At 47.2% G+C, this 20,128-nt stretch carries 20 protein-coding genes; 6 read left to right on the forward strand and 14 right to left on the reverse strand.

The features are described 5' to 3' along the window. Window positions 1-22 precede the first annotated feature (22 nt). Window positions 23-1,018, reverse strand: a complete 996-nt coding sequence (locus H8B09_RS13910; protein WP_191204120.1) for an endo-1,4-beta-xylanase — start codon at window positions 1,016-1,018, stop codon at window positions 23-25. A 258-nt stretch (window positions 1,019-1,276) separates the two neighbouring features. On the opposite strand from H8B09_RS13910, the gene H8B09_RS31380 reads away from it, so the two are divergent. Beyond that, window positions 1,277-1,432, forward strand: coding sequence for a DUF350 domain-containing protein (locus H8B09_RS31380; RefSeq protein ID WP_441343349.1), 156 nt, complete (start codon window positions 1,277-1,279; stop codon window positions 1,430-1,432). Window positions 1,433-1,613: 181 nt separating this feature from the next. On the opposite strand, the gene H8B09_RS13920 is transcribed toward H8B09_RS31380, so the two are convergent. Continuing rightward, a complete protein-coding gene (locus tag H8B09_RS13920) occupies window positions 1,614-2,177 on the reverse strand; it encodes a GNAT family N-acetyltransferase (RefSeq protein ID WP_191204122.1) in 564 nt (187 codons plus the stop codon). A 203-nt stretch (window positions 2,178-2,380) separates the two neighbouring features. Here H8B09_RS13920 and H8B09_RS13925 point away from each other — a divergent pair, with 203 nt between their 5' ends. Then, window positions 2,381-3,079 carry a class I SAM-dependent methyltransferase gene (locus H8B09_RS13925; RefSeq protein WP_191204123.1) on the forward strand — a complete coding sequence of 233 codons (699 nt, stop codon included), beginning with the start codon at window positions 2,381-2,383 and terminating at the stop codon, window positions 3,077-3,079. A 24-nt stretch (window positions 3,080-3,103) separates the two neighbouring features. Beyond that, on the forward strand, window positions 3,104-3,589 hold the full coding sequence (locus H8B09_RS13930; protein WP_191204124.1) for a DinB family protein: 486 nt from the start codon (window positions 3,104-3,106) through the stop codon (window positions 3,587-3,589). Between the two features lie 108 nt (window positions 3,590-3,697). Here the strand turns inward: H8B09_RS13930 and H8B09_RS13935 are convergent, their stop codons facing one another. From H8B09_RS13935 to H8B09_RS13950, 4 genes are all read right to left on the reverse strand, one after another. After that, window positions 3,698-4,135, reverse strand: coding sequence for a GNAT family N-acetyltransferase (locus H8B09_RS13935; protein ID WP_224753591.1), 438 nt, complete (start codon window positions 4,133-4,135; stop codon window positions 3,698-3,700). Between the two features lie 51 nt (window positions 4,136-4,186). Next, entirely contained in the window at window positions 4,187-6,013 is a 1,827-nt protein-coding gene (locus H8B09_RS13940; protein ID WP_191204126.1) for an ABC transporter ATP-binding protein, read from the reverse strand. Further along, on the reverse strand, window positions 6,003-7,859 hold the full coding sequence (locus H8B09_RS13945) for an ABC transporter ATP-binding protein (protein WP_191204127.1): 1,857 nt from the start codon (window positions 7,857-7,859) through the stop codon (window positions 6,003-6,005). The genes H8B09_RS13940 and H8B09_RS13945 overlap by 11 nt, the downstream gene beginning before the upstream one ends. A gap of 270 nt (window positions 7,860-8,129) precedes the next feature. Then, on the reverse strand, window positions 8,130-10,388 hold the full coding sequence (locus tag H8B09_RS13950; protein ID WP_191204128.1) for a glycoside hydrolase family 95 protein: 2,259 nt from the start codon (window positions 10,386-10,388) through the stop codon (window positions 8,130-8,132). A 428-nt stretch (window positions 10,389-10,816) separates the two neighbouring features. On the opposite strand from H8B09_RS13950, the gene H8B09_RS13955 reads away from it, so the two are divergent. The 3 genes from H8B09_RS13955 to H8B09_RS13965 are packed head-to-tail and all read left to right on the forward strand — an operon-like array spanning window position 10,817 to window position 13,453. Further along, window positions 10,817-11,827 carry an ABC transporter ATP-binding protein gene (locus H8B09_RS13955; RefSeq protein WP_191204129.1) on the forward strand — a complete coding sequence of 337 codons (1,011 nt, stop codon included), beginning with the start codon at window positions 10,817-10,819 and terminating at the stop codon, window positions 11,825-11,827. Window positions 11,828-11,840: 13 nt separating this feature from the next. Continuing rightward, window positions 11,841-12,629 carry an ABC transporter permease gene (locus H8B09_RS13960; protein ID WP_191204130.1) on the forward strand — a complete coding sequence of 263 codons (789 nt, stop codon included), beginning with the start codon at window positions 11,841-11,843 and terminating at the stop codon, window positions 12,627-12,629. Between the two features lie 29 nt (window positions 12,630-12,658). After that, window positions 12,659-13,453: an ABC transporter permease gene (locus H8B09_RS13965; RefSeq protein ID WP_191204131.1), complete on the forward strand. Its 795-nt coding sequence runs from the start codon at window positions 12,659-12,661 to the stop codon at window positions 13,451-13,453. Window positions 13,454-13,726: 273 nt separating this feature from the next. Here H8B09_RS13965 and H8B09_RS13970 read toward each other — a convergent pair whose 3' ends face one another. The 8 genes from H8B09_RS13970 to H8B09_RS14005 form a co-directional block, all read right to left on the reverse strand. Further along, on the reverse strand, window positions 13,727-14,686 hold the full coding sequence (locus H8B09_RS13970) for a serine hydrolase domain-containing protein (RefSeq protein ID WP_191204132.1): 960 nt from the start codon (window positions 14,684-14,686) through the stop codon (window positions 13,727-13,729). A 29-nt stretch (window positions 14,687-14,715) separates the two neighbouring features. Then, window positions 14,716-15,339 carry a GNAT family N-acetyltransferase gene (locus tag H8B09_RS13975; RefSeq protein WP_191204133.1) on the reverse strand — a complete coding sequence of 208 codons (624 nt, stop codon included), beginning with the start codon at window positions 15,337-15,339 and terminating at the stop codon, window positions 14,716-14,718. 2 nt (window positions 15,340-15,341) lie between these two features. Next, window positions 15,342-16,004 (reverse strand): 3'-5' exonuclease, encoded by a 663-nt coding sequence (locus H8B09_RS13980; protein ID WP_191204134.1) that lies wholly within the window; start codon window positions 16,002-16,004, stop codon window positions 15,342-15,344. Window positions 16,005-16,056: 52 nt separating this feature from the next. Then, window positions 16,057-16,713 carry an isochorismatase family protein gene (locus tag H8B09_RS13985; protein WP_191204541.1) on the reverse strand — a complete coding sequence of 219 codons (657 nt, stop codon included), beginning with the start codon at window positions 16,711-16,713 and terminating at the stop codon, window positions 16,057-16,059. A 111-nt stretch (window positions 16,714-16,824) separates the two neighbouring features. Continuing rightward, window positions 16,825-17,361 carry a M23 family metallopeptidase gene (locus H8B09_RS13990; RefSeq protein WP_191204135.1) on the reverse strand — a complete coding sequence of 179 codons (537 nt, stop codon included), beginning with the start codon at window positions 17,359-17,361 and terminating at the stop codon, window positions 16,825-16,827. Window positions 17,362-17,377: 16 nt separating this feature from the next. Next, on the reverse strand, window positions 17,378-17,974 hold the full coding sequence (locus tag H8B09_RS13995; RefSeq protein ID WP_191204542.1) for a GNAT family N-acetyltransferase: 597 nt from the start codon (window positions 17,972-17,974) through the stop codon (window positions 17,378-17,380). Continuing rightward, complete coding sequence (locus H8B09_RS14000; protein ID WP_191204136.1) at window positions 17,971-18,921, reverse strand: acetamidase/formamidase family protein; 951 nt, start codon at window positions 18,919-18,921, stop codon at window positions 17,971-17,973. The genes H8B09_RS13995 and H8B09_RS14000 overlap by 4 nt, the downstream gene beginning before the upstream one ends. A gap of 292 nt (window positions 18,922-19,213) precedes the next feature. After that, entirely contained in the window at window positions 19,214-20,011 is a 798-nt protein-coding gene (locus H8B09_RS14005) for a helix-turn-helix domain-containing protein (protein WP_191204137.1), read from the reverse strand. Window positions 20,012-20,128 lie beyond the last annotated feature (117 nt).

Here is a 20,128-nt window from a genome sequence, read left to right on the forward strand (position 1 = left end):
ATCTCCTCCTTGGCACGAACGATTAAGAACGCGCAACCTCCAGCACGTTCCAATACGACTGCTTCGGCTGATGCGCCGTGTCGAACAGGAACGGCCAGTTCTTCCGTCCTCTTACCGGGAATCCATCGAGCCATGTGAAATCATCAGCCGATCCCCAGAACGTAACAGACGAGATGTGCTGGCTGTAGTCTTTGAACACTTGGAAAAATTGTTTGTATCGCTCAGCCTGCAAAGCCAGCATCTCTTCCGTAGGCTCGACCAAATCCGTGCGATGGTCATCGAACTTGAACATCGAGACGTCAAGCTCTGTGATATGTAACTGTACGCCGAGGCTTGCATAGCGCTCGATCGCTTGACGAATCTCGTCAATGGAAGGATGATAAAGGCTCCAATGCGCCTGCAGGCCAATGCCATGGATCGGCACGCCTTGGTCGAGGAGCGACTTCACGAGTGTATAGATTTTCTCTCGCTTCACCGGGTCCGATTCGTTGTAATCGTTATAGAACAACAGTGCATTAGGATCAGCCGCATGCGCATACTCGAATGCCTTGGCAATGAAATCCTCGCCGATGATCTCGAGCCACTTCGACGGACGTAGCAGCTCTTCGCCGCTGTCTGATACAGCTTCGTTAACGACATCCCAAGCGTAGATTTCTCCTTTGTATCGCGTTACGACCGTTTCGATATGGGCTTTCAGACGGGCGAGCAGCGTATCGCGGTCTACCGTGCTTCCATCCTCGTTCGTGAACATCCACGGCGATGTTTGGTTATGCCATAGAAGCGTATGACCTCTGACGCCCATGCCGTTCGACTTCGCGAACGCCATCAATTGGTCGGCAGCATCGAAGGTATATTCATGCTCAGACGGATGCACACGTTCGAACTTCATCTCATTCTCTGCCGTAATGCTATTGAAGTGATGGGCAAGCAGCTCGCGCTGCGTCTTGATGGTCAGCGGATTGACAGCTGCCCCGATTAAGAAGTGCTGTTGGAATGCTTCATGCAGCTTGACATTCATCGTGTACGCCTCCTAAATAACTAGATAGGTTAGACTCGATTTACAGTCTTGCTAAAAGTGTAAAGTCATAATGAAAGCGCAACAACCCTACGAATCATGGTTTGACCCCCTACGATTTATAGGTATAGTCAGCAGCAAACAACGAGCCCAGTAACGAATCCGTACGGTAAGGGACTGCAGTAAGCAGTCTGCCGTGTTCATTCGGATCTCTGAACTCAACATGGATCCCTCGTCCCCGATAGTTCACTTGACTATGTAATAGGTGTCGTACGCGCAGCGGCCGAGAATTCGGTTTCACTGAAGGATATGGTGCTGTGGGGAGCGATCGGGGTAGTGACGCTTGTCATTTTGTACTATGTCACCGAGTTGTTCACGTTACTGTTCGGGCGTCTGATCAAGGTTAACGTCACATAAAGCTTAGCCTTCGATAACAACAATATTGCTGTCGGACTGCTCATTCTGTTCATCTCATGCAGTTTCGGAATGGTCATTGCCGGTTGCCTGTCCTATTCCCCGGAGTGACAACTCTTCAATAGTGGTTCGTAACATGAATGGATCTCCTCTTAACGGGAGATCCATTGTTTGTTGCAAGGGATCATCCTGGAAGCAGGGGCCCGCCGACGCGGGTGAAAGGATAGCGGTAATATTTGAAATCAACCCGCTCATCCATGTCATGAACGAGCAAGCTCCGCTCATCTACGAACTGGAAGCCACAATGCTCCAGCACCTTCTGAGAGGGTAGATTGCTAATTTCGACTGTTCCTATAATGTACGGAATATCGTACCGCTGCTCGATCCATTCCAGCGTGGCACGTGCTGCTTCCTTGGCGTAGCCCCTCCCTCTGGCGAACGGCAGAATGCTATAGCCGAACTCGGGCTCATGCAGATCGTCATGCTTTTGGGCGGCAATCTGCCCAACGATCTCCAGCGTTATTTTATCGAAAATCCCAAAACAGACCGTGCCCGATACAATATCCATTCGTTCATAATTGGACAGATGCCATTCCAGAAACTGCCGTGCTCGCGGCTTCTGCATCTGCCAGCCTTCGAACTCCGGCATGTCGAGCAGCTTGCAGAACTGCTCGAAGTCCCGTTCCTCGAACTTACGAACAATCAATCGTTCTGTTTCAATACGTACATCGTTTAAACCAAGAGTCATGATGCAGCCAGCCCTTCTCCATAAACTTCCACAGAAGTATAACGAATCCTTCTATCTTTTATAACCTGTCAAATGCCAGTTTCATTCCCCGGGAAATGAGAGAATCTTTTATTATTTGTTTACGGCATCTATACTTTTACCACAAATACCCTTATGATAATTTTATTGCGAACATACATTCCTGTTCAGGAAGAGCTATTGAAATGGAGGCCCCCTCGTTCAAACCGCTTATCGATCGCGCTTATTCGTTCGACGAGGCGCAGCAGTCGGCATTGGAACAGGGGCATATTACAGAGGAAGAATGGTATGACAATCACACAAGGCATTTTACCGAGCATTATTTGGCAAGCGATAATCCTCGCGGGCAATCCGGGCACAGCGGAGACGAACAGCACTACTTTCACTCCCACCTCATGATCATAAATGCGATTCATAAGGATGGGACATTCATCGATGTAGGCTGCGCCAATGGGTACCTGATGGAGTCGCTAGCGCGCTGGACACAGGCACTGGGCTGTTACAGCATCGATTGGTATGGGCTAGACATTTCGGAGGAGCTTATCGCACTGGCTGCTGCACGGTTGCCCGAATGGAGGGAGCGCCTGTTCGTTGGCAATGCGCTCTACTGGACACCGCCGATTGCACCGTATGATTTCGTCTGTGTCAAAGAGCTCGGATACGTACCCGCTGCAAAGCAGCAAATGTTGTTCGAGCATCTCCTTCACCACTGTCTGGCACCAAATGGCAGGCTCATTCTAGGACCTTACAGCGAGGAAAGGCAGTTCAAGGAGCTAGAGATGAAGCTGACGGAATGGGGCTATAGGCCTTCTGGATACTTCGAGAAATCGCATCCGAAGCACCCACAGCTTGCTCGGAGGCTGCTGTGGTTTGATCGATCTTAAAATATTCGTAGGAGGAATGGAATAATGAGCGAGGTATTCAGCATTCGTGACCATCTGCTACATGAATTCGAGCATGGGGTGATGACGTCGCAACGATTGATTCGTCTAATCAAACCCGAGCAGTGGAGCTATCGCCCGCAGAACAATATGCGCACGCTGCAGGAGCTGGCACATCATCTCGTTATGCTTCCTGCAACGGATTTAGCGATCATGCAGGAGAAGCAAGGTCCTGCATTCGAGCGGATCGAGGGCGATATCCGATCCGTTACCGACTGCGAGCAGCTATGCGAGCTGATGCAGACGAGCTTCGAAGCTTTTCGAAATCATATGCTGATGTTAAGCGAGCAAGATCTGCTGAACCTGTCTACGAAAGCTTTTTATGCCGAGCATGGCTCTCTGCAAATCCGTTGGCTCATCGAAACACTCACTCACCTATTCCACCACCGCGCGCAATTGTTCAACTATCTGAAGCAGCTGGGCCATGACATCAATATGTTTATCCTGTATTAGACAATTGGAGTGAATAACGATAATGGTTTGCACAATCGCAGCCGCAATAGGTGGGCGTGCAGTTTTGAAGACAACAACAGGCCATCCAGGGGATGGCCTGTTGCATGTCTAACGATACATTTGTACATACCACATTTTGAAACCATGACGCTCATAGAATCCGACTATGCTTCTCCAGTCCACATTAGACGATCCGACAAGTGCATGTGCTACGCCGTTCGACTCCGCTTCATCGATCATACGATCAACCAATCGATGTCCGATTTCATCTCCCCTGAAATCGGGATGGACATATACTTCATAGATTTCTAAGAAACGAGCATCTAAAGGAAATACAGGATATTGAGACGTTTGGATCGTACCGTGCGTATATCCAACAACTTGACCATTCCGTTCAGCAACCCAAAAGTAATTCCCTAATCGCTGAGCAATCTTGTCCTCTTGGGATGCAGGATAGGCAAAAGTAACGGCCTCGTCCGACCATCGTTGCGACAACGCAGCTACCTGAGGTACATCTCCCATTGTACATTTTCTAATCGTTACCATCGGACACCTCGGCAATCCACAATATTACCTATATCGGTAGTTACGAAATAGCTAGGCTTGCTTGACCCCCGCAACAACCCGATATCTCGATGCTTGTAGATTGAACATATGCGCGTATTTGCCTTTCAGGCGCATGAGCTCATCATGGGAACCTTGCTCGATAATGCGACCGTTCTCCATCATGAAGATGCGATCCACCATTTTGGTCGTCGACAGTCTGTGCGAGATGAAGATAATGGGACGATTCTCGGCCTTCTCGAGCATGACCTGATTGAGATGATATTCGCTCATCGGATCCAAGGCGCTGGAAGGCTCATCCAACAGGATGAGCAGCGTTGGCTTCGCGAACACCCGAGAGATGGCAACCTTCTGCGCTTCCCCGCCGGACAGCTCTACGCCCGAATCGTTGAACTCCTTCGTGATCGAGGTATCCGTTCCCATAGGCAGCGAATGCAGCTTATCCCCGAAGCCGCTTTTCTCAAGCGCCAGCCTGGCCTTCTCGGGATCATCAGCGGAGCAATGCTGCATCAGGACATTCTCGGACAATGATGCCGCGAACAATTGATGATCCTGGAATACCGAACTGAACTTCATCCGATAATCATCCAGGTTGAACTGATCGATTGCAATGCCGTTCAACCGTATTTCGCCGGAGCTGGCATCGTACAACCGCATGATCAACTTCGTCAATGTTGTCTTGCCTGCGCCGTTATAACCGACGATTGCGATTTTCTCGCCTGGACGAATGGTAAGATCGACGTCATGAAGGATCGGTGATCCAGACTCGCTATATCGGAATGACACGTTCCTCAATTCTAATCCAGTGAAACGGTCGGGCACTGCCAAAGGGTCGTCAGCATCCTTCATCTCATTCGGCTGATCCAGGAAGCTCCTTAATTTCTCGATATACATACTGTTCTCTTGCATCTCGCTGACTAGCGACGTCAAATATTGCATATTGCCCTTGAGACGCCAGCATGAATTCAGCAATGTAACCGCGCTTCCGTAACTTAAAGTCCCTTTCACTAGCGCCATGAAGACGACGTAGACGACATACAGTCCGCCTAAGATCAATTCGTTGAAGAAATAATCCGAGGTGAAATTGATCCAGAACTGTTTCTTCGAATGCTTGTTCACGATCGCATGCATCTCGACATGGGTACGAGAGAACTCGCGGAAAAACTTCTCTTTGATCGAATAGAGCCGCAGCTCCTTCGCATAGTCTGCCAGGTAGAACAGCCGTTTCAAGTAGATTCGTTTGCGATCCTTCTCATTGAGCTCCATGCGCATAGCGAATCGAACTTTGTTAGCCAGCATGCTGAAGAGCATCGTCGCAATGAACGATACCAATATGAACACCAGCCCGAGCTTATCTACGAACAAGAAGAAGCTGACAGACGTCACGATGACCGTGATCGATTTGCAAATATTTCGGATATTATCGATCGTTGCATCGATTCGATTGCGTGCATCATTGGCGCTCCACACGTATTCGTTATAGTAGACGGGATCATCATAATTGCTCAGATCCGTCTTGACCGCTTTCGTATAGAGATCCATTCGAAGTTTCTGATAGAGCAATTCTTTGCCTTTGGGCTCGACGCTTTGATAATAAATGCTGTCCAGTACGAAACAGCCGGCGATGAACAGAACCGTAAGCCCGATATAAAGGGCGACGGTTGAGAAAGAGGTGCCAAATTGCACACTATCGAATACGAACTTAATCAGTATGACATGTTCGAGAAAAATCTCGATTTCCTGGAGGCAAGCATACAGACATGTAAAAATAATATACTTGCGCGAATACATCAATCCGTATTTCAAAATAAACCAGTTATTCTGCATGACCCGAGCAAAACTCTGCTTGTTAGGCTTCATGTCGATTCGCCACCTCTACCAGCTCTTCCTGATCGACATACTTCTCTGCCTGCTTCAGGAACAGCTCTGCGTATTTCCCTTGCCGCTGCATCAATTCGGTATGCGTGCCTGCCTCCTGTATGCTGCCATCCTCCAAATAATAGATCCGATCCGCAAGCATGGCCGATGACATGCGGTGCGAAATGATGACAACGGCCTTATCCTCGCAGGCTTCCAGCATGCTTTCGAAAATTTCATATTCCGCGATCGGATCCAATGCGCTCGTAGGCTCATCCAGAATCAGAATCTCGGCAGGCTGAGCAAAGATGCGCGCGATTGCGATCTTCTGAAACTCGCCGCCTGATAGAACGACCCCTTCATCGTCAAATTCCTTCGTAAGCATCGTATCGATGCCATGCGGCAGCGCGGCTACTTTATCGTACACTCTGCTCTTCTTGAGCGCTTCGATCACAAGCTGACGATCCACGTCGCTCTCCAATTCACGCATCAACACATTCTCGGCGATCGTCATCGAGAAGATCCGAAAATCCTGAAACACCGTTCCAAACATTGCGCGATAGGACATCAGGTCAAGCTCTTTGATATTGCGACCGTTCAGCGTAATCTCTCCCTCGGTCGGATCGTACAATCGCATCATGAGCTTGATCAACGTCGATTTGCCGGCTCCATTATGACCGACCAGCGCAATCTTCTCATTCTTGTTGAGCTCGATCGTAATATCGCTTAACGTTGCCGATTCCGCTCCATCATAGGTGAATTGCAATTGTCGAAGTGCCAGCTGCTGCAATCGTGGCGGGCTGATCAGGTTTGGTTCAGCATGCTCCGGAATTTCAGACTCATAATGTAGAAAAGATTTCAGATTGTCGATAAAAATGCCGTTCTTGTTAATCTCCACTACGCTATCGGACATTCGGATAAGCGACCATGCTCCGCTGACCATGGCGGTGCCAAGGACGACGAAAGAGCTGATCGAGATCGACTCCTTAACGATAGCCAGATATGCGCCATACAGCAGAACGCCTTGAAAAATGAGTGTAAAGGTTAGGAATATTTTGAAGAAAGAGATGACGCCCGCTCGAACGCGATACTTGTGAATCGTGGATATAACGCCGTCGTATCCCTCTTGATAGGTGCTCCTCAGAACAGAAAAAATCCGAGACAGACGAATCTCCTTGGCATAGTTAGAAAGGTAGATGACTCGGTTTACGTAATCCATTTTTCTCTGGTGGGGCACGGATTCTTCGTTCTGTTTGAATTGCAGACGATTAAGCTTTTTGCCGAAATAGAAATTGCCTACAATCGGGAGCAGCGCGAATAAGACAACCCATGGATCGATGGCATACATGACGGAGAAAATGCTGATCGTTGCGAGGGAGGAGAATATAATTCTCGAGATGCTGTCAAGAACGGCGCTCGTTCGCCGATCGGCCTCTTGAATGGCCTTCGTATATTTGTTATAAAACTCATGATCTTCGAAACATTTCAATTCCACGGTCGAAGCCTTGCGGAATAGAATGAGATACAGCTTCTCATAGATCGTAAGATCGCTGATCGGCTTGAAGCGCTGCACATACCAATGGTCCAGCATGCTTAGAACGAGCAGAATGGCCAGCGTGATTAAAATGAAATAAACGATTTGCTGAAAATCTCTTTCGACCGATATCGATTCGATAATGTACTTCATGAAGTAAACCGCGAAGAACACATTCGAAAACTGCCTGCAAGCTTGCACAGTGAAATCGATGATTACCCGCTGTGGATGGATGCGCCATGCTAGTTGAAGCACGAATAAATTGTTCGCGATATTCACTTTCGCATGATGCATTGCAAGACTAATCTTCCCCAATGTAGTTCCTTCCCCCTCTAGTCTCTAATGTAACTGTGTACAGTAACTTAAATTAGTTGCACCAGTATGTCACACTGTACTACATAACAAAATGGAAAAACAACCCTTCAAATCCTATATTTATTACCCGTCGAATCGTGCCATTTGCATATAAATAAGGTGCCGTCTGGACTGACAGCACCTTAAACGATTGATATTGTTGCTTCTTATTCTAACGAAGCCCCATGCCTGATAGCTGGCAACCTGTCCCGATCACGTAAGAGATCCTTGTTACAGCAAGGAATAACGTTGTCCAGCTTCCATCTCGATAGACCGAATGTCGTTGTCAGCCCCTTGTACGCGACAGATTCCGTTATGCGCAGCTTCGATCACGGCATGCTTCAGCTTGCCATCCTCCCACTCCATATCAACGGTGTACCCTCCGCGGGCACGCAGTCCACGAACATAGCCGGAGCGCCACGCTTCGGGAAGCGCCGGAAGCAGATGAATGATTCCGCCATGGCTTTGAAGCAGCGCTTCCGCAATTCCCGCGGTGCCGCCGAAGTTCCCATCGATCTGGAACGGAGGATGATTATCGAACAGGTTAGGCAAGGTCGAGTGAGCGAGCAGAGCCAGCACATTCTCATGAACTTTGGCGCTATCCTGCAGACGAGCCCAGAAGTTGATGATCCAAGCTCGGCTCCAGCCCGTATGTCCGCCGCCATTAGCTAACCTGCGCTCCAACGTTATTCTCGCGGCAGCGGCGAGCTCTGGCGTTCCCTCTACGCTGAATTGCTCGCCTGGATATAAGCCGAACAGGTGGGAAATATGCCGATGGCCCGGCTCCAGCTCCTCATAGTCTTCCATCCATTCTTGAATCTGTCCATATTGGCCGATAGCCGGCTCCGGAATTCGATTCAATGCTTCATTCAGCTCTAACTGGAATTGCTCATCCATACCCAGCAGGTCTGCGCTCTCGATGCAAGCGGAGAACAGAGCGTGAATAATCTGGAAATCCATGGAGGCGCCTACGCACAATACGCCAGACTCTCCGTTAGGAAGCCTGTACGTGTTCTCCGGCGACACGGAAGGACAAGTGACAAGCTGTCCATTAGGCGCCTCAATCATATAATCCAATAAGAAGGTTGCAGCCTCTCGCATGGTCGGATATGCCTTCTCGAGAAACGCTTTATCGCCGCTGTAAGCATAATGCTCCCATAGATGCAGACACAGCCACGCAGCGCCCATCGGCCAGAACGAGGCCGGCATATACAGATCCTGTGGAGCCGTATCCGCCCAAATATCGGTGTTGTGATGGGCCGTGAATCCCCGGCAGCCATACATGACCTGAGCCGTAACGCGTCCTGGCTCTCGCATGCGCTCAATCAGATCGAACAACGGAAGATGGCATTCGGCTAGATTACAATTCTCGGCCAACCAATAATTCATCTCCGCATTAATATTGATTGTATATTTGCTATCCCATGGCGGGAGGAAACTATCGTTCCATATCCCTTGAAGGTTCGCAGGCAGCGAGCCCGGTCTGCTGCAAGCAATAAGCAGATAACGGCCGTAATGGAAGTAGAGCGATACGAGTCCAGGATCGTCTTCTCCCTGCTGGACACGCTTCAGCCGTTCATCCGTAGGCTGTTCGTCCACCTTGCTCTGCGAGCCGCTTGCTAGATTCAACTCCACCCGATCGAATAGCGTACGGTAATCCGCCACGTGTCGTTCCAGCAGCTCTGCGTAGCTTCTCTGCGCAGCCGCATCCAACTGCTGTTTGCATAATTCCTCGGGATCATCCGAGCGGAACGTCGTTCCTGCCGCAATCAATAGCGTTACCTGGTCAGCCTTGTCCACGATCAGATGCTCGCCGATCGTCTTACAGCTGCCTCCCTCTGCAACGGCTTTCAATATGCCACGGAATTGTCCGCCGCCTTCGCCGCCGCAGACGCCGCGCATGACCAATCCATCCTGTTCCCAACCTTCGATACGCTCCACATAGCGATAATTTCCCCGGTTGAAACGCGCTTTGAACGAGAGGCTGCCAGACCGATCAGCAGTCAAACGAACGACAAGCACTTGGTCCGTATAACTGGACAAATACTCGCGCGTATAGCGAACATCGCCGCTTACATAATGAACCTTGACGACTCCGCGCTCTAGGTCAAGCTCACGGACATATTGCTGAACTTCTTGGCCTTGGTTACTGAAGTATAGGTCCAGATCGCCAAGCGGCAAATAGTGACGCTGCGCCTCTGGCAATCCTTGCAATGCCATTGCCGTTAACTCTTGCGCCTCCGCAAGCTTGCCTGCCATTAGTAATTCACGAATCCGAGGAAGATTCGGCAAGGCATCCGGGTTATTCCGATCCCGCGGCCCACCATACCATACGGAGTCTTCATTCAATTGAATTTTCTCGTGCCCGATTCTTCCGAATACCATACCGCCTAGACGTCCGTTGCCAATCGGAAGCGCCTCGTTCCAATTCGCCGCATGCTGCTTATACCACAGCTTATTTCGTTTATTATCTGCTGATGTATGCGTCATTCACTTCACATCTCCATTCATGAAAAGTAGGTGTGCGGATATTCTCTATTCTCTTCTTAGAAAGAAGTGGGGTTACCGATAACTTGCTTCACATGATGTTGCATTTAATTTCCTTGAACATAGGCGAGGCGCAATTTCAAAAAAGCTTTCACCTCATAGCATTGAAGAAATTGTATCGGTTAAACAAGGAGAAAACCACCCTTTATATTATTGATATATCTCAAATATATTATATATCGCTCGCTGCTAGTCTTACGGGGGAAAAGTATAATCTTGGCTAGTCGGTTCAATAGCCTGACTTTCGCCGATTGACACCTGTTAACCGATTGTTATTCTTCCAATCTATTGAATTTTTATGGAGATATCTTTATCATTGGTACATCTTGAAATATGTACGACAACAATAATTAATAGAAATAGGTGACCAAATGGACATCATTGCTGCCAACCACCTGACGAAGTCCTACCGTCAATATCGCCGTTTCCCCGGCCTGATCGGTTCCGTCAGAAGTTTGTTTACGAGGCAGTTCACGGAAGAAACGGCCGTGAACGATATCTCATTCACGATCGGCGAAGGCGAAGCCGTCGGCTATCTCGGCCCGAACGGAGCTGGCAAGTCTACCATGATCAAAATGATGACCGGCATTCTCGTTCCGACCGCTGGCGACATCCGAGTGCTCGGAGCCGTTCCGCACGAAGCTCGCAAAACGAACGCACGCCAGATCGGCGTTGTCTTCGGCCAGCGAAGCCAACTGTGGTGGGATTTGCCAGTGACGGATTCCTTTGATCTTCACAAGACCATCTATCAGATTCCTGAAACGAAATTCAAGCAAAATCTTCAAATGTGCATGGAGCTGTTATCCATCCATGAGTTCGTCGAGAAGCCCGTCCGCCAGCTCAGTCTTGGCCAACGCATGCGGGTGGAGATCGCCATGGCGCTGCTGCATGAACCTCGAATTTTATTTCTGGACGAGCCAACAATCGGTCTTGATGTCATGGCGAAGGATCAGATTCGTCACTTCTTGCGAATGGTGAATCGCGAGCGCAAGGTTACGATCCTGCTGACGACTCACGACATGAAGGATATCGAGGAGATATGCCCACGGATGATTGTCGTGAACAAAGGAACGCTCGTCTACGACGGCTCCGTGGAGGAGCTTCGGGCAAGGCTTGGGAACGAACGGCGCGTCGTCATCGATTTCCGCGAAGATCCAGGGCCGCTCGATATGCCAGGCATCACGCTGCTCCAGGAGGAGGGTCTTCGGAAGACTTATCTCGTTTCACGGAGCGAATCCACCGTATTCGAGCTTGTGAGCCGTATTGCTGCCCGGTACCCGGTCGAGGACGCATCGATCGAGAGCGCGGACATCGAGTCGGTCATCCGCCGCTTATATCGCCAATTGGCCGATGAGGAATCGATCGGCCGACAAATCGGGTAAAGGCGGTGAACGGATGACACCTTATATCATGTTCATGACCAAGTCGTTCACGAGCCAATTAGCCTATCGCTCCGATGTATGGCTGCGGCTGCTCGGGAATTATTTTGCCATCCTGATTCAAGTCGAGATCTGGCGATCGGTTATTGGGAAGGGCGAATCCTTCGGCGTTACGATCGACCAGATGATTACTTACAGCATCATCAACACGCTGCTCGTCGCGCTTCTCTTGCACGGCGTCAGCGGCAAGGTTGACGGCAGTCTCAAATCCGGCAGTATTGCCGTTGAGCTTATTAAACCGCTCTCTTATCCGCTGTACCTATTATCCGATGCGCTTGGCCAAACGCTTTATAAATTTGTTTTCACTGTCATTCCGTCGTTACTGATTGCTTGGCTGCTATTCGGTATGCTTCCGCCCGCTTCGACGGTTTCTCTGATCGGATTTGTCGCGGCGCTGCTTATTGCTATGCTAATCTCCTTCCTTCTGGGTTATCTCGTATCGCTGCTTGCCTTCTGGTTCATGAGCCACTTCGCGCTTAGCTGGACGCTCGGCGGATTGATTACCATATTCAGCGGTTCGTTCCTGCCGATCTGGTTCTATGCCCCTGGATGGGAATTCGCTGCCAGGATGCTGCCGTTCCAATATCTCGGCTATGTTCCTGCAGCCATTTATTTGGGCAATATGTCGCAAGTTATGTTGTGGCAGACGCTCCTAATAGGGCTAGCCTGGATCATCGCACTGCTGACGATTGTACAGTGGCTGTGGTCGAGAGCGGTTCGTCGGCTCATCGTGCAAGGCGGATAAAAAGATAGTCGGAAAGGCGGACCTCTAGCATGACATTTCAATTGTTCGGACAATTAGTCAGGTTGTTAATGAAGGAGAAGATGCAGTACAGGGGAGACTTTCTTCTCTCCGCCGTAGCTCAGATCATCTCTTATGCAGGCGATTATATCGTTATTTATTTATTCATCAAACGCTTCGACACGCTAGCAGGCTGGAATTGGCCGGAGATCGCCTTGCTCTACAGCATCGGACTGTTCACGTATGCATTGGGTGCCTCCTTCTCCTTCGTCCAGATGAGCCAGCTCGAAGGGCAAGTGAGACAAGGCACCTTCGATACGCTGCTCATTAAGCCTGTCAATCCGTATCTCTATCTCGTTAGCAGAGGCTTCAATCTCGCTTACATTGCGCATATTACGATCTCAGGCTCTGTACTGGTTTGGGCGATGCTTCAATTGAATCTGCATTGGACTTGGATCCAATACATCTACTTGCTTATTGCGATCATCAGCGGCTCGATGATCCATGCGGGTATCATGACAATGATCGGGGCGATGTCGTTCATCTGGGTGAGGAGCAGCTACCTGTTCTCGCTTTTCTTCCAGCTCAAGAACTTCATTTCCTACCCGTTGCCTGTATTCGGCACCGTCGTTCAGCTTCTATTAACGGTGGTTGTCCCTTTGGGATTCGTCAACTTCTATCCTGCAGCCTACTTGCTCGACAACGATACAGCTCTGATGCCTGCTTGGGCCATGTGGCTTGTACCGCTTGCCGGTCCTATTGTCTATGGGCTAGGATATCGTTTCTGGATGTTCGGTGCGAATAAGTACCAGGGGGCCGGAGGATAATATTGTACAGAAAGGCCATCCCCAGTTAAGGATGGCCTTCTGTTATGATGTCCTTTTCTTAAGCTCTTCTACGACTGGGATGACAGGCGTACTAATTTCCGTCGGAAGATAGCAAACGTCGAAGATCAATAATTTGTTCCATTTGTTTCCTGTAATCCATTGTAATCTCCTCAAGATTTTATTTTTATGAGATGCAAGTAACCGTTCTTTACAAAGCAAATGGATCAAGACAAAATAAATGTTGAACGATTTGAAGCACCTTTTTTTTGCAGCCTACTTACAGAATCCATTATTTATTTTATCCGTTATTGTTTGGATTGGTTTTAGGCCTTCTTCACCCGAATTACTTACAGCAAACAATAAAAATTTGGTATCTATATTACGCATTACGAATGAACTTATACCTGCGACATAACCCGAATGTTGATGTATTGTAGGATATAGCCTGTTCACTTCCCAACCATATCCATATCCGATGTCTGAAGTTATTGGTTCATAACATTTAAACATTAGAATCTTATATTTCTCGGATATTAGATTATCACTGTATAATGCTAGATCCCACTTCCGATATTCCTTGGCAGTTGTATAGAAGCTACTGCCTGCGCCTTCATACGTCCTAAACTGCATCAGCTTACTTTTTTCGCCGAGCTCATACCCATATGCACGATTATTAAACTCACTATATTTAATAAAATCAGCCCCGGAGTTTAATAAACCCAAAGGCTCGCATATTTGTTTTGATATATACTCTGAATAAGTATAGCCTGAGCCTACTTCGATCAGGTGCCCCAGAATGGAGTATCCCACATTACTATACTCAGGTATATGGGACTTGCTTTCATTAACATCAACCGTCTTCAAAGCTTCAATTAAGTCAGTGTCATTAGAATCTACATGAATGTCATATGGAAAGTTTACAGGTAATCCACTTGAATGTACTAACAATTGATGAATCGTAATATTCTTGAACAAAGTTTGCGATGGGATGTACTTATAAATTGGATCATTAAGGTCTAATACTCCACCTTCTATTAACCGTAAAATACATAAGGCAGTAAATTGTTTTGCTAATGAGCCTATTCTATAGATAATATCAGTTGAATTCGGCAAAAAAGTCGATTGATCAGCTAGTCCAAATCCCCTTTCATATATTATCTCTTGACCTTTCGCAATTAAGATCGACCCGCAAAACGACTCATTTTCAAGTATCTTGTTGATTATCTCAGGCATCTATTGGACTCCTTACAATTAATTTATGGTTATCTGATACTATTAGGTTTAATCCACTCCTCAGGACGATACCCCCAGTTTACTTGTTCACACACTTTTTCCCATCTTTTCTCCATATCCTGATCATATAGAAATGGAAGGTACCCCATTTTTAAATAGATCTTGATTGCAGTTAAACGATGGTCATTGGTGACTACTCGGATTGATGCATATCCTCCATTGATTAATCGAATGGTCGCTGCTCTCGATGCAATATAACCTAATCCCTGTCCCCTATGTTCTGGTTGTGTGATGACAAAACCAATATCACCGCCAAACGGAAAATAGTGATGCGAGCAATTAGGATTATGTAAAGCTGCCGCTGTGGAAACAATCGATCCATCCCTTGTATCCTCTAGAATGAAAAGTCCGTTAGGAAGAACTCGATCATAGAAATCTTTAAAATGCTCTTCATTTAATCGCCAGCCCTCTGACTCGAGTAATTTCAAGTAAGCATCCTTGTCAGAATCAATATAGTTTCTTAATCGATATCTCTTCGGAACTTCCAGTTCCTCCACTGATCGATTCGGAGTATCTGGAAAAAGTAAAATGAGCGCCTTGTTACTTTGGTTCATCTCGGCCTCCAAATGCTGAGGTTTCAGCTTTTCCATCATTCTCACAAGAGCTTCTGCAACTGAACTCTCTTAATTGTTATCGGATGCTGAATAGTTATCTCATCGATTTCCCTATTGCTCATTACTCTCATTAGCTCCATGAAAATTCTTGCAATCAATACGCTATCCCCTAATGCATGATGTCGCTTTATATCGTAGTCATCTATGTTTAATGTCTTTATCAAAAAGTTTGTTGAGATAATCTCGGATATCTCTGGGAAAAGATATGCAAATAAAACTTTGGTGTCCATGATCTTATTGGAAATAATTCTCAAATGATTTCTGCTGCATTCATTCATCAGCAACGGCCAATCAAATTCATATCCGGCTTGCGTGACTAACACTGCTCCTTCGCTAAAGTTACTGAATTCAGTAAACGCTTCCGTAAATTCTGGCGCCTCATTAACATCCTCATTGGATATTCCAGTCAATCCTTCAATTGCTTTAGGTATTAGTTTGGATGGTTTCACCAATGTCTCATATGTCTTTTCAATTTCACCCGAACGTCCATTAAGTAACACCGCACCAATTTGTATAACGTCATCTTCTTCCTCATTAGGACCTGTCGCCTCTAGATCAAAGACACAATACGTTTGGGCACGAATGTTCTCAAGCATGAATTCGGATATGATATATTCCGTCTCTGAAACCATATCGATCTTCATTGCTATACCATCCCTTATAAATCAGCTGTGTTTTATGAACTGGTCCTAAGTCTCATCTAGTAGCTTCCAAAAAATCTGATGAAGTTGAGGTGTACCCTATATCGGTTTCATAAATTCTTAAAAATACGAATCTTAACCATCCACCTTCAGGGTTAGTGCTATCCACTGTATCGGAAAATTCGTTCGAATTGGTACAGTCTCTTAACATTATTACTCGGTAATTGTTATGACGAGCACCTATGCAGGTATGAAATAAACAAGATTTAAGATGGAATCCTACAGCCATTATTGTATTTATGTTCCACGTTTTTAAATAATAATCAAGCATAGTTCCATTGAACCCGTCTTTATGCGATTTTGGAATTATAGCTTCACCTTCTATCGGTTGTATTAATCTATTAAAAGTGGGGATCAAGGGTTTCCAGCTGTTCTCAAGATGGTCTAGTCCGTGAATTCGAGTCGTAACATCATTGGGCCCACCAATTCCAAAGATAGCATTGTATAAATAAACTACTTTCATGCCTGTCTTCCTTGCAGCTCTAAGAGAAGTATGTATCTGTTTCTCTACAATTTTGTTGTCTGCTCCAGACTCATCACAATCGACTAAAAGAAATGCCGTTGTTTCAGGGTCAATTTGAACATGCAGGTCTGGTTCAGAATTATATTTTCGTACAGGTAGTTGAATGATATCGAATTCACTCCTTTGGATTTCGTTAAGATAATAATTTTCATTAACCGCTTCTTATAGAAGTTTAATAATCTCTCAACAGAAGGTATATTCAAAGAAACGATCTGTTTCGTTCAGCAACCTAACCCCCTCTCAACATAAATAATGCCTCTCGCCGAGTGCTTTCATCTGACGTCCCATTGCCTGCAGGTCAAATCGGACTTGCAATGGGGTTTCACCAATCCAAGCACCAACATGAATATGGGGGTGTCTGGAGTATCCATTGTTGCCGGCCTTGGCGACAACTTGACCAACAGTAATCCTATCGCCTTCTGTAACATGGATATCCATCACATGAGCATAGGTAACCAATACACCATCTTCTCTGGCAAATACAATGGAGCTCGCTCTTCCTGGTATCAATGTCCCGGGCGTATTCGTTATTGGATTTATATATACAGATTTCACAACGCCGTCGAATGGGGCAAGTACATCCGCTCCCCAAGTATACCAATCCTCATTGCGTGTACCTTCGCCGTCGTACATACGCATCCATCCATCTTTGAATCTAGTAATCATGCAATCTCTGCCTAGTGCATCACCAATGTGCGTGTACTGTTCTTCAGGGTGCTCAATCGACTGAAAGATATGATGAAACACAGGATGTATAACTACCTCCGATATATTCATAGCCTCCATCCTTCCTTCATTGCAACAATTGCAATCGATATAGATTCGTTTCATGAACTCGTGAGAATCGTTCCCTTATATTCGCTTTGTCCTCCCCCGTGTAATGCGCGAACACATGGACGGGATATAACTGAGGAATTCGGGACTCAATGGAGCCCTTTAGCTCCTTGCCCCCATCCATATAGACTTGGAGATAGGACTCAACCCACGTAAAGCCCATTCTCAGATACCAGTCCTTCACCCATGGATCGTCGCGCGTCCAAGCCTCAAGATGCTGAGTGCCTAACTTTTGGGCCCTATCAATCGCTTCTACCAACAAAGAATGACCTATTCCTCTCCGTCGATAATCGGGATGTACAGCGATATGCCAGATCATTCCGCCGACTTGCGAGCGATTCGAGCATACACTTCCTGGCGTTGTTTCAAATTCGATATCGATTAACCCCACAATCTCTTCGCCGTCCAGCGCGACCAATTCGATTGAAGGATTGGAATAGCGCTCCTTGTTTTTCAACACATGATCGTAATAAGCCGTATCAAGGAATGCAAGAACTCTGCATCGCAGCCAGCCTGTTTCGTCTTTTTTCTCATACGGTCGAATGTGCATCATCAGACTCCTGACACCCGTAACGCTTCATGCTTTATGCAGGCATGTACGCCTTTGATGCCATTTACGATTTGCGTAATTCTTAGATCAATGACAGCGCTTCCCAGAGCCATTGCATCAACCCGATGAATACCGTATTGCTCCCCAAGCAGATCCAGCATGCCGTCCAGCGCCTGAACGGCAGCCTCATTCAAATCTTCATGAAAGCCAAACGTTATCCACTCGAGCGGCGTTCTCGCCCGGGGCATCGGTATAGACATCTGATCATGGATATAAAAGGTTAAATCCACCAATTCCATCGGACATTCGATCGCCTGACAGCTAACCTCCCCGTCTCCCTGCAAAGCATGACCATCGCCTACGGAGAAGAGCGCTCCTTCAACAGGGATTGGCAGGTATAAAGAGCTGCCTTCGGTCAACTCTTTGCAATCGATGTTTCCCCCGCAGATTCGAGGAGGGAATGTCGAGTGAATGCCAGGCTCATCCGGCGGCATTCCCAATACACCCATAAAAGGTTTCAAATCAACCGAGAACATTCGATCTCCGATTGTCGTTTGCCCGATCATTTCCTGAACATCCAGTTTCCAATCTAATGTGATTTCATTGTATTGCGTTAAATTTAGTTTCTGGTTTTGCCAATTAGGCCATTGACCGGCAGATGTAAATCCGCAGGCTTCCGGAACCAGATTGTTGATTTGAACTTCAAGCGTCATTCCGGGCTTAGCGCCGTGGATATAGATCGGACCGCACAAAGCATGACCCATATCTGTTTCGCGATTTCGTTCCGGGAACTTCATTCTTTTCTTATTGGTTTGACAATAATATCCCCAGCCTCCGTCGAGGGTTTGGAATTGCACGGAATCGCCGGAGTTGATCGTTAAAGCAGGTTCTATCTCTCTTGAAAATGAGCCATGCAGCGTGCTTCTTTCTGCTCTGAGCTTATAGATTTCCATCGGTCCTCCTAAATGACCTGGCTTGAATGCGCATTGTCATCTCTATACTTGTTTCCTGATGCTGCACACCTATATTTAAGACCTTATCACATCAGATACTTACAAATATACCCATGAATATATAGTAAAAATAAATAGATTTAAGCCCTGTAAACCAACAGGAGCCTGAGGCAGGAATATGCCCCAAGCTCACGCTAAATCATTCTCTATCCGCTCAACAGCTTCTTGTATAATCGTAAGACGGGCTGATTCAAATACGACATCTCTTCCCGCAGCAATCTCATACCGTGTTTCATATAGAATCGGTAGGCACGCTCAAATTGGATCTATGAGACATGCTAGTCGGCTTGCCAATGGTTTGCATCATGGCTCCGATCACGCGAAGAAGCACCTCCGCTTGGAAGCCGATTCGGTATCCACCTCTGCCATTCTCGAGGAAGCCGGAATCTATGAGTGCTTGAACGACCTCTTCATTACCATCATCCAATGCATGGGTACGATTTCGGAGGTTATCAACTGCTGCTCTGCCAGAGAAGAAGAAAGGATGCTGTGACATTACAGCCGTCAATGCGCGATCCCAGCCTTCCGGGAACAGGTCGAACGGCATAGTGTCATCTTGAAAACATGCTTGTGTTTCCTTCAGCACATCAATGGATAGGGTGCAGAATAGCTTGCCACTCCACCATAACGTGATTCCTTCGGGTCCGGCATGGACGAAACGTTTTTCATCGGACGTTGGCTCTCCCTCCAACACTGCCTTGGTATGCACCCGTGAAATATCATCGAACATATTAAACAAACGAAAAGCCATGTCAATACTCTCGCTAGGCTCTAGCTTACGTATTCCCGCTTCCAATGACGGGATATAACGGCTGACGCTCTCCTCCGCGTCGGCTCCGAGCAAGTAGTCCGTCGTGCAATCGAGTGCCCGGGCAAGATCCACGAGCAGTGTCGTATCCGGCAGCGAGTCGCCATTTTCCCACTTGGATACCGCTTGACCCGATACGCCTAATTGCTGACCGAGCTGCTCCTGTGTCCATCTTCTACGATGCCGAAGCTCGGCGATTCGCTGACCTAATTCCTTATCCATCCTTCGTCACTCCATTCCTGTATTCATCATAATTGAGCCGGAACCGAGGTTGCCACCAGCTTCGTTGCTCCCGAGTAGATTATATCCACCGATAGGAATTGAAGGTATGGAGGCGTA

It is taken from the genome of Paenibacillus terricola (genome assembly GCF_014779765.1).
Taxonomy (GTDB): Bacteria; Bacillota; Bacilli; order Paenibacillales; family Paenibacillaceae; genus Paenibacillus_T; species Paenibacillus_T terricola.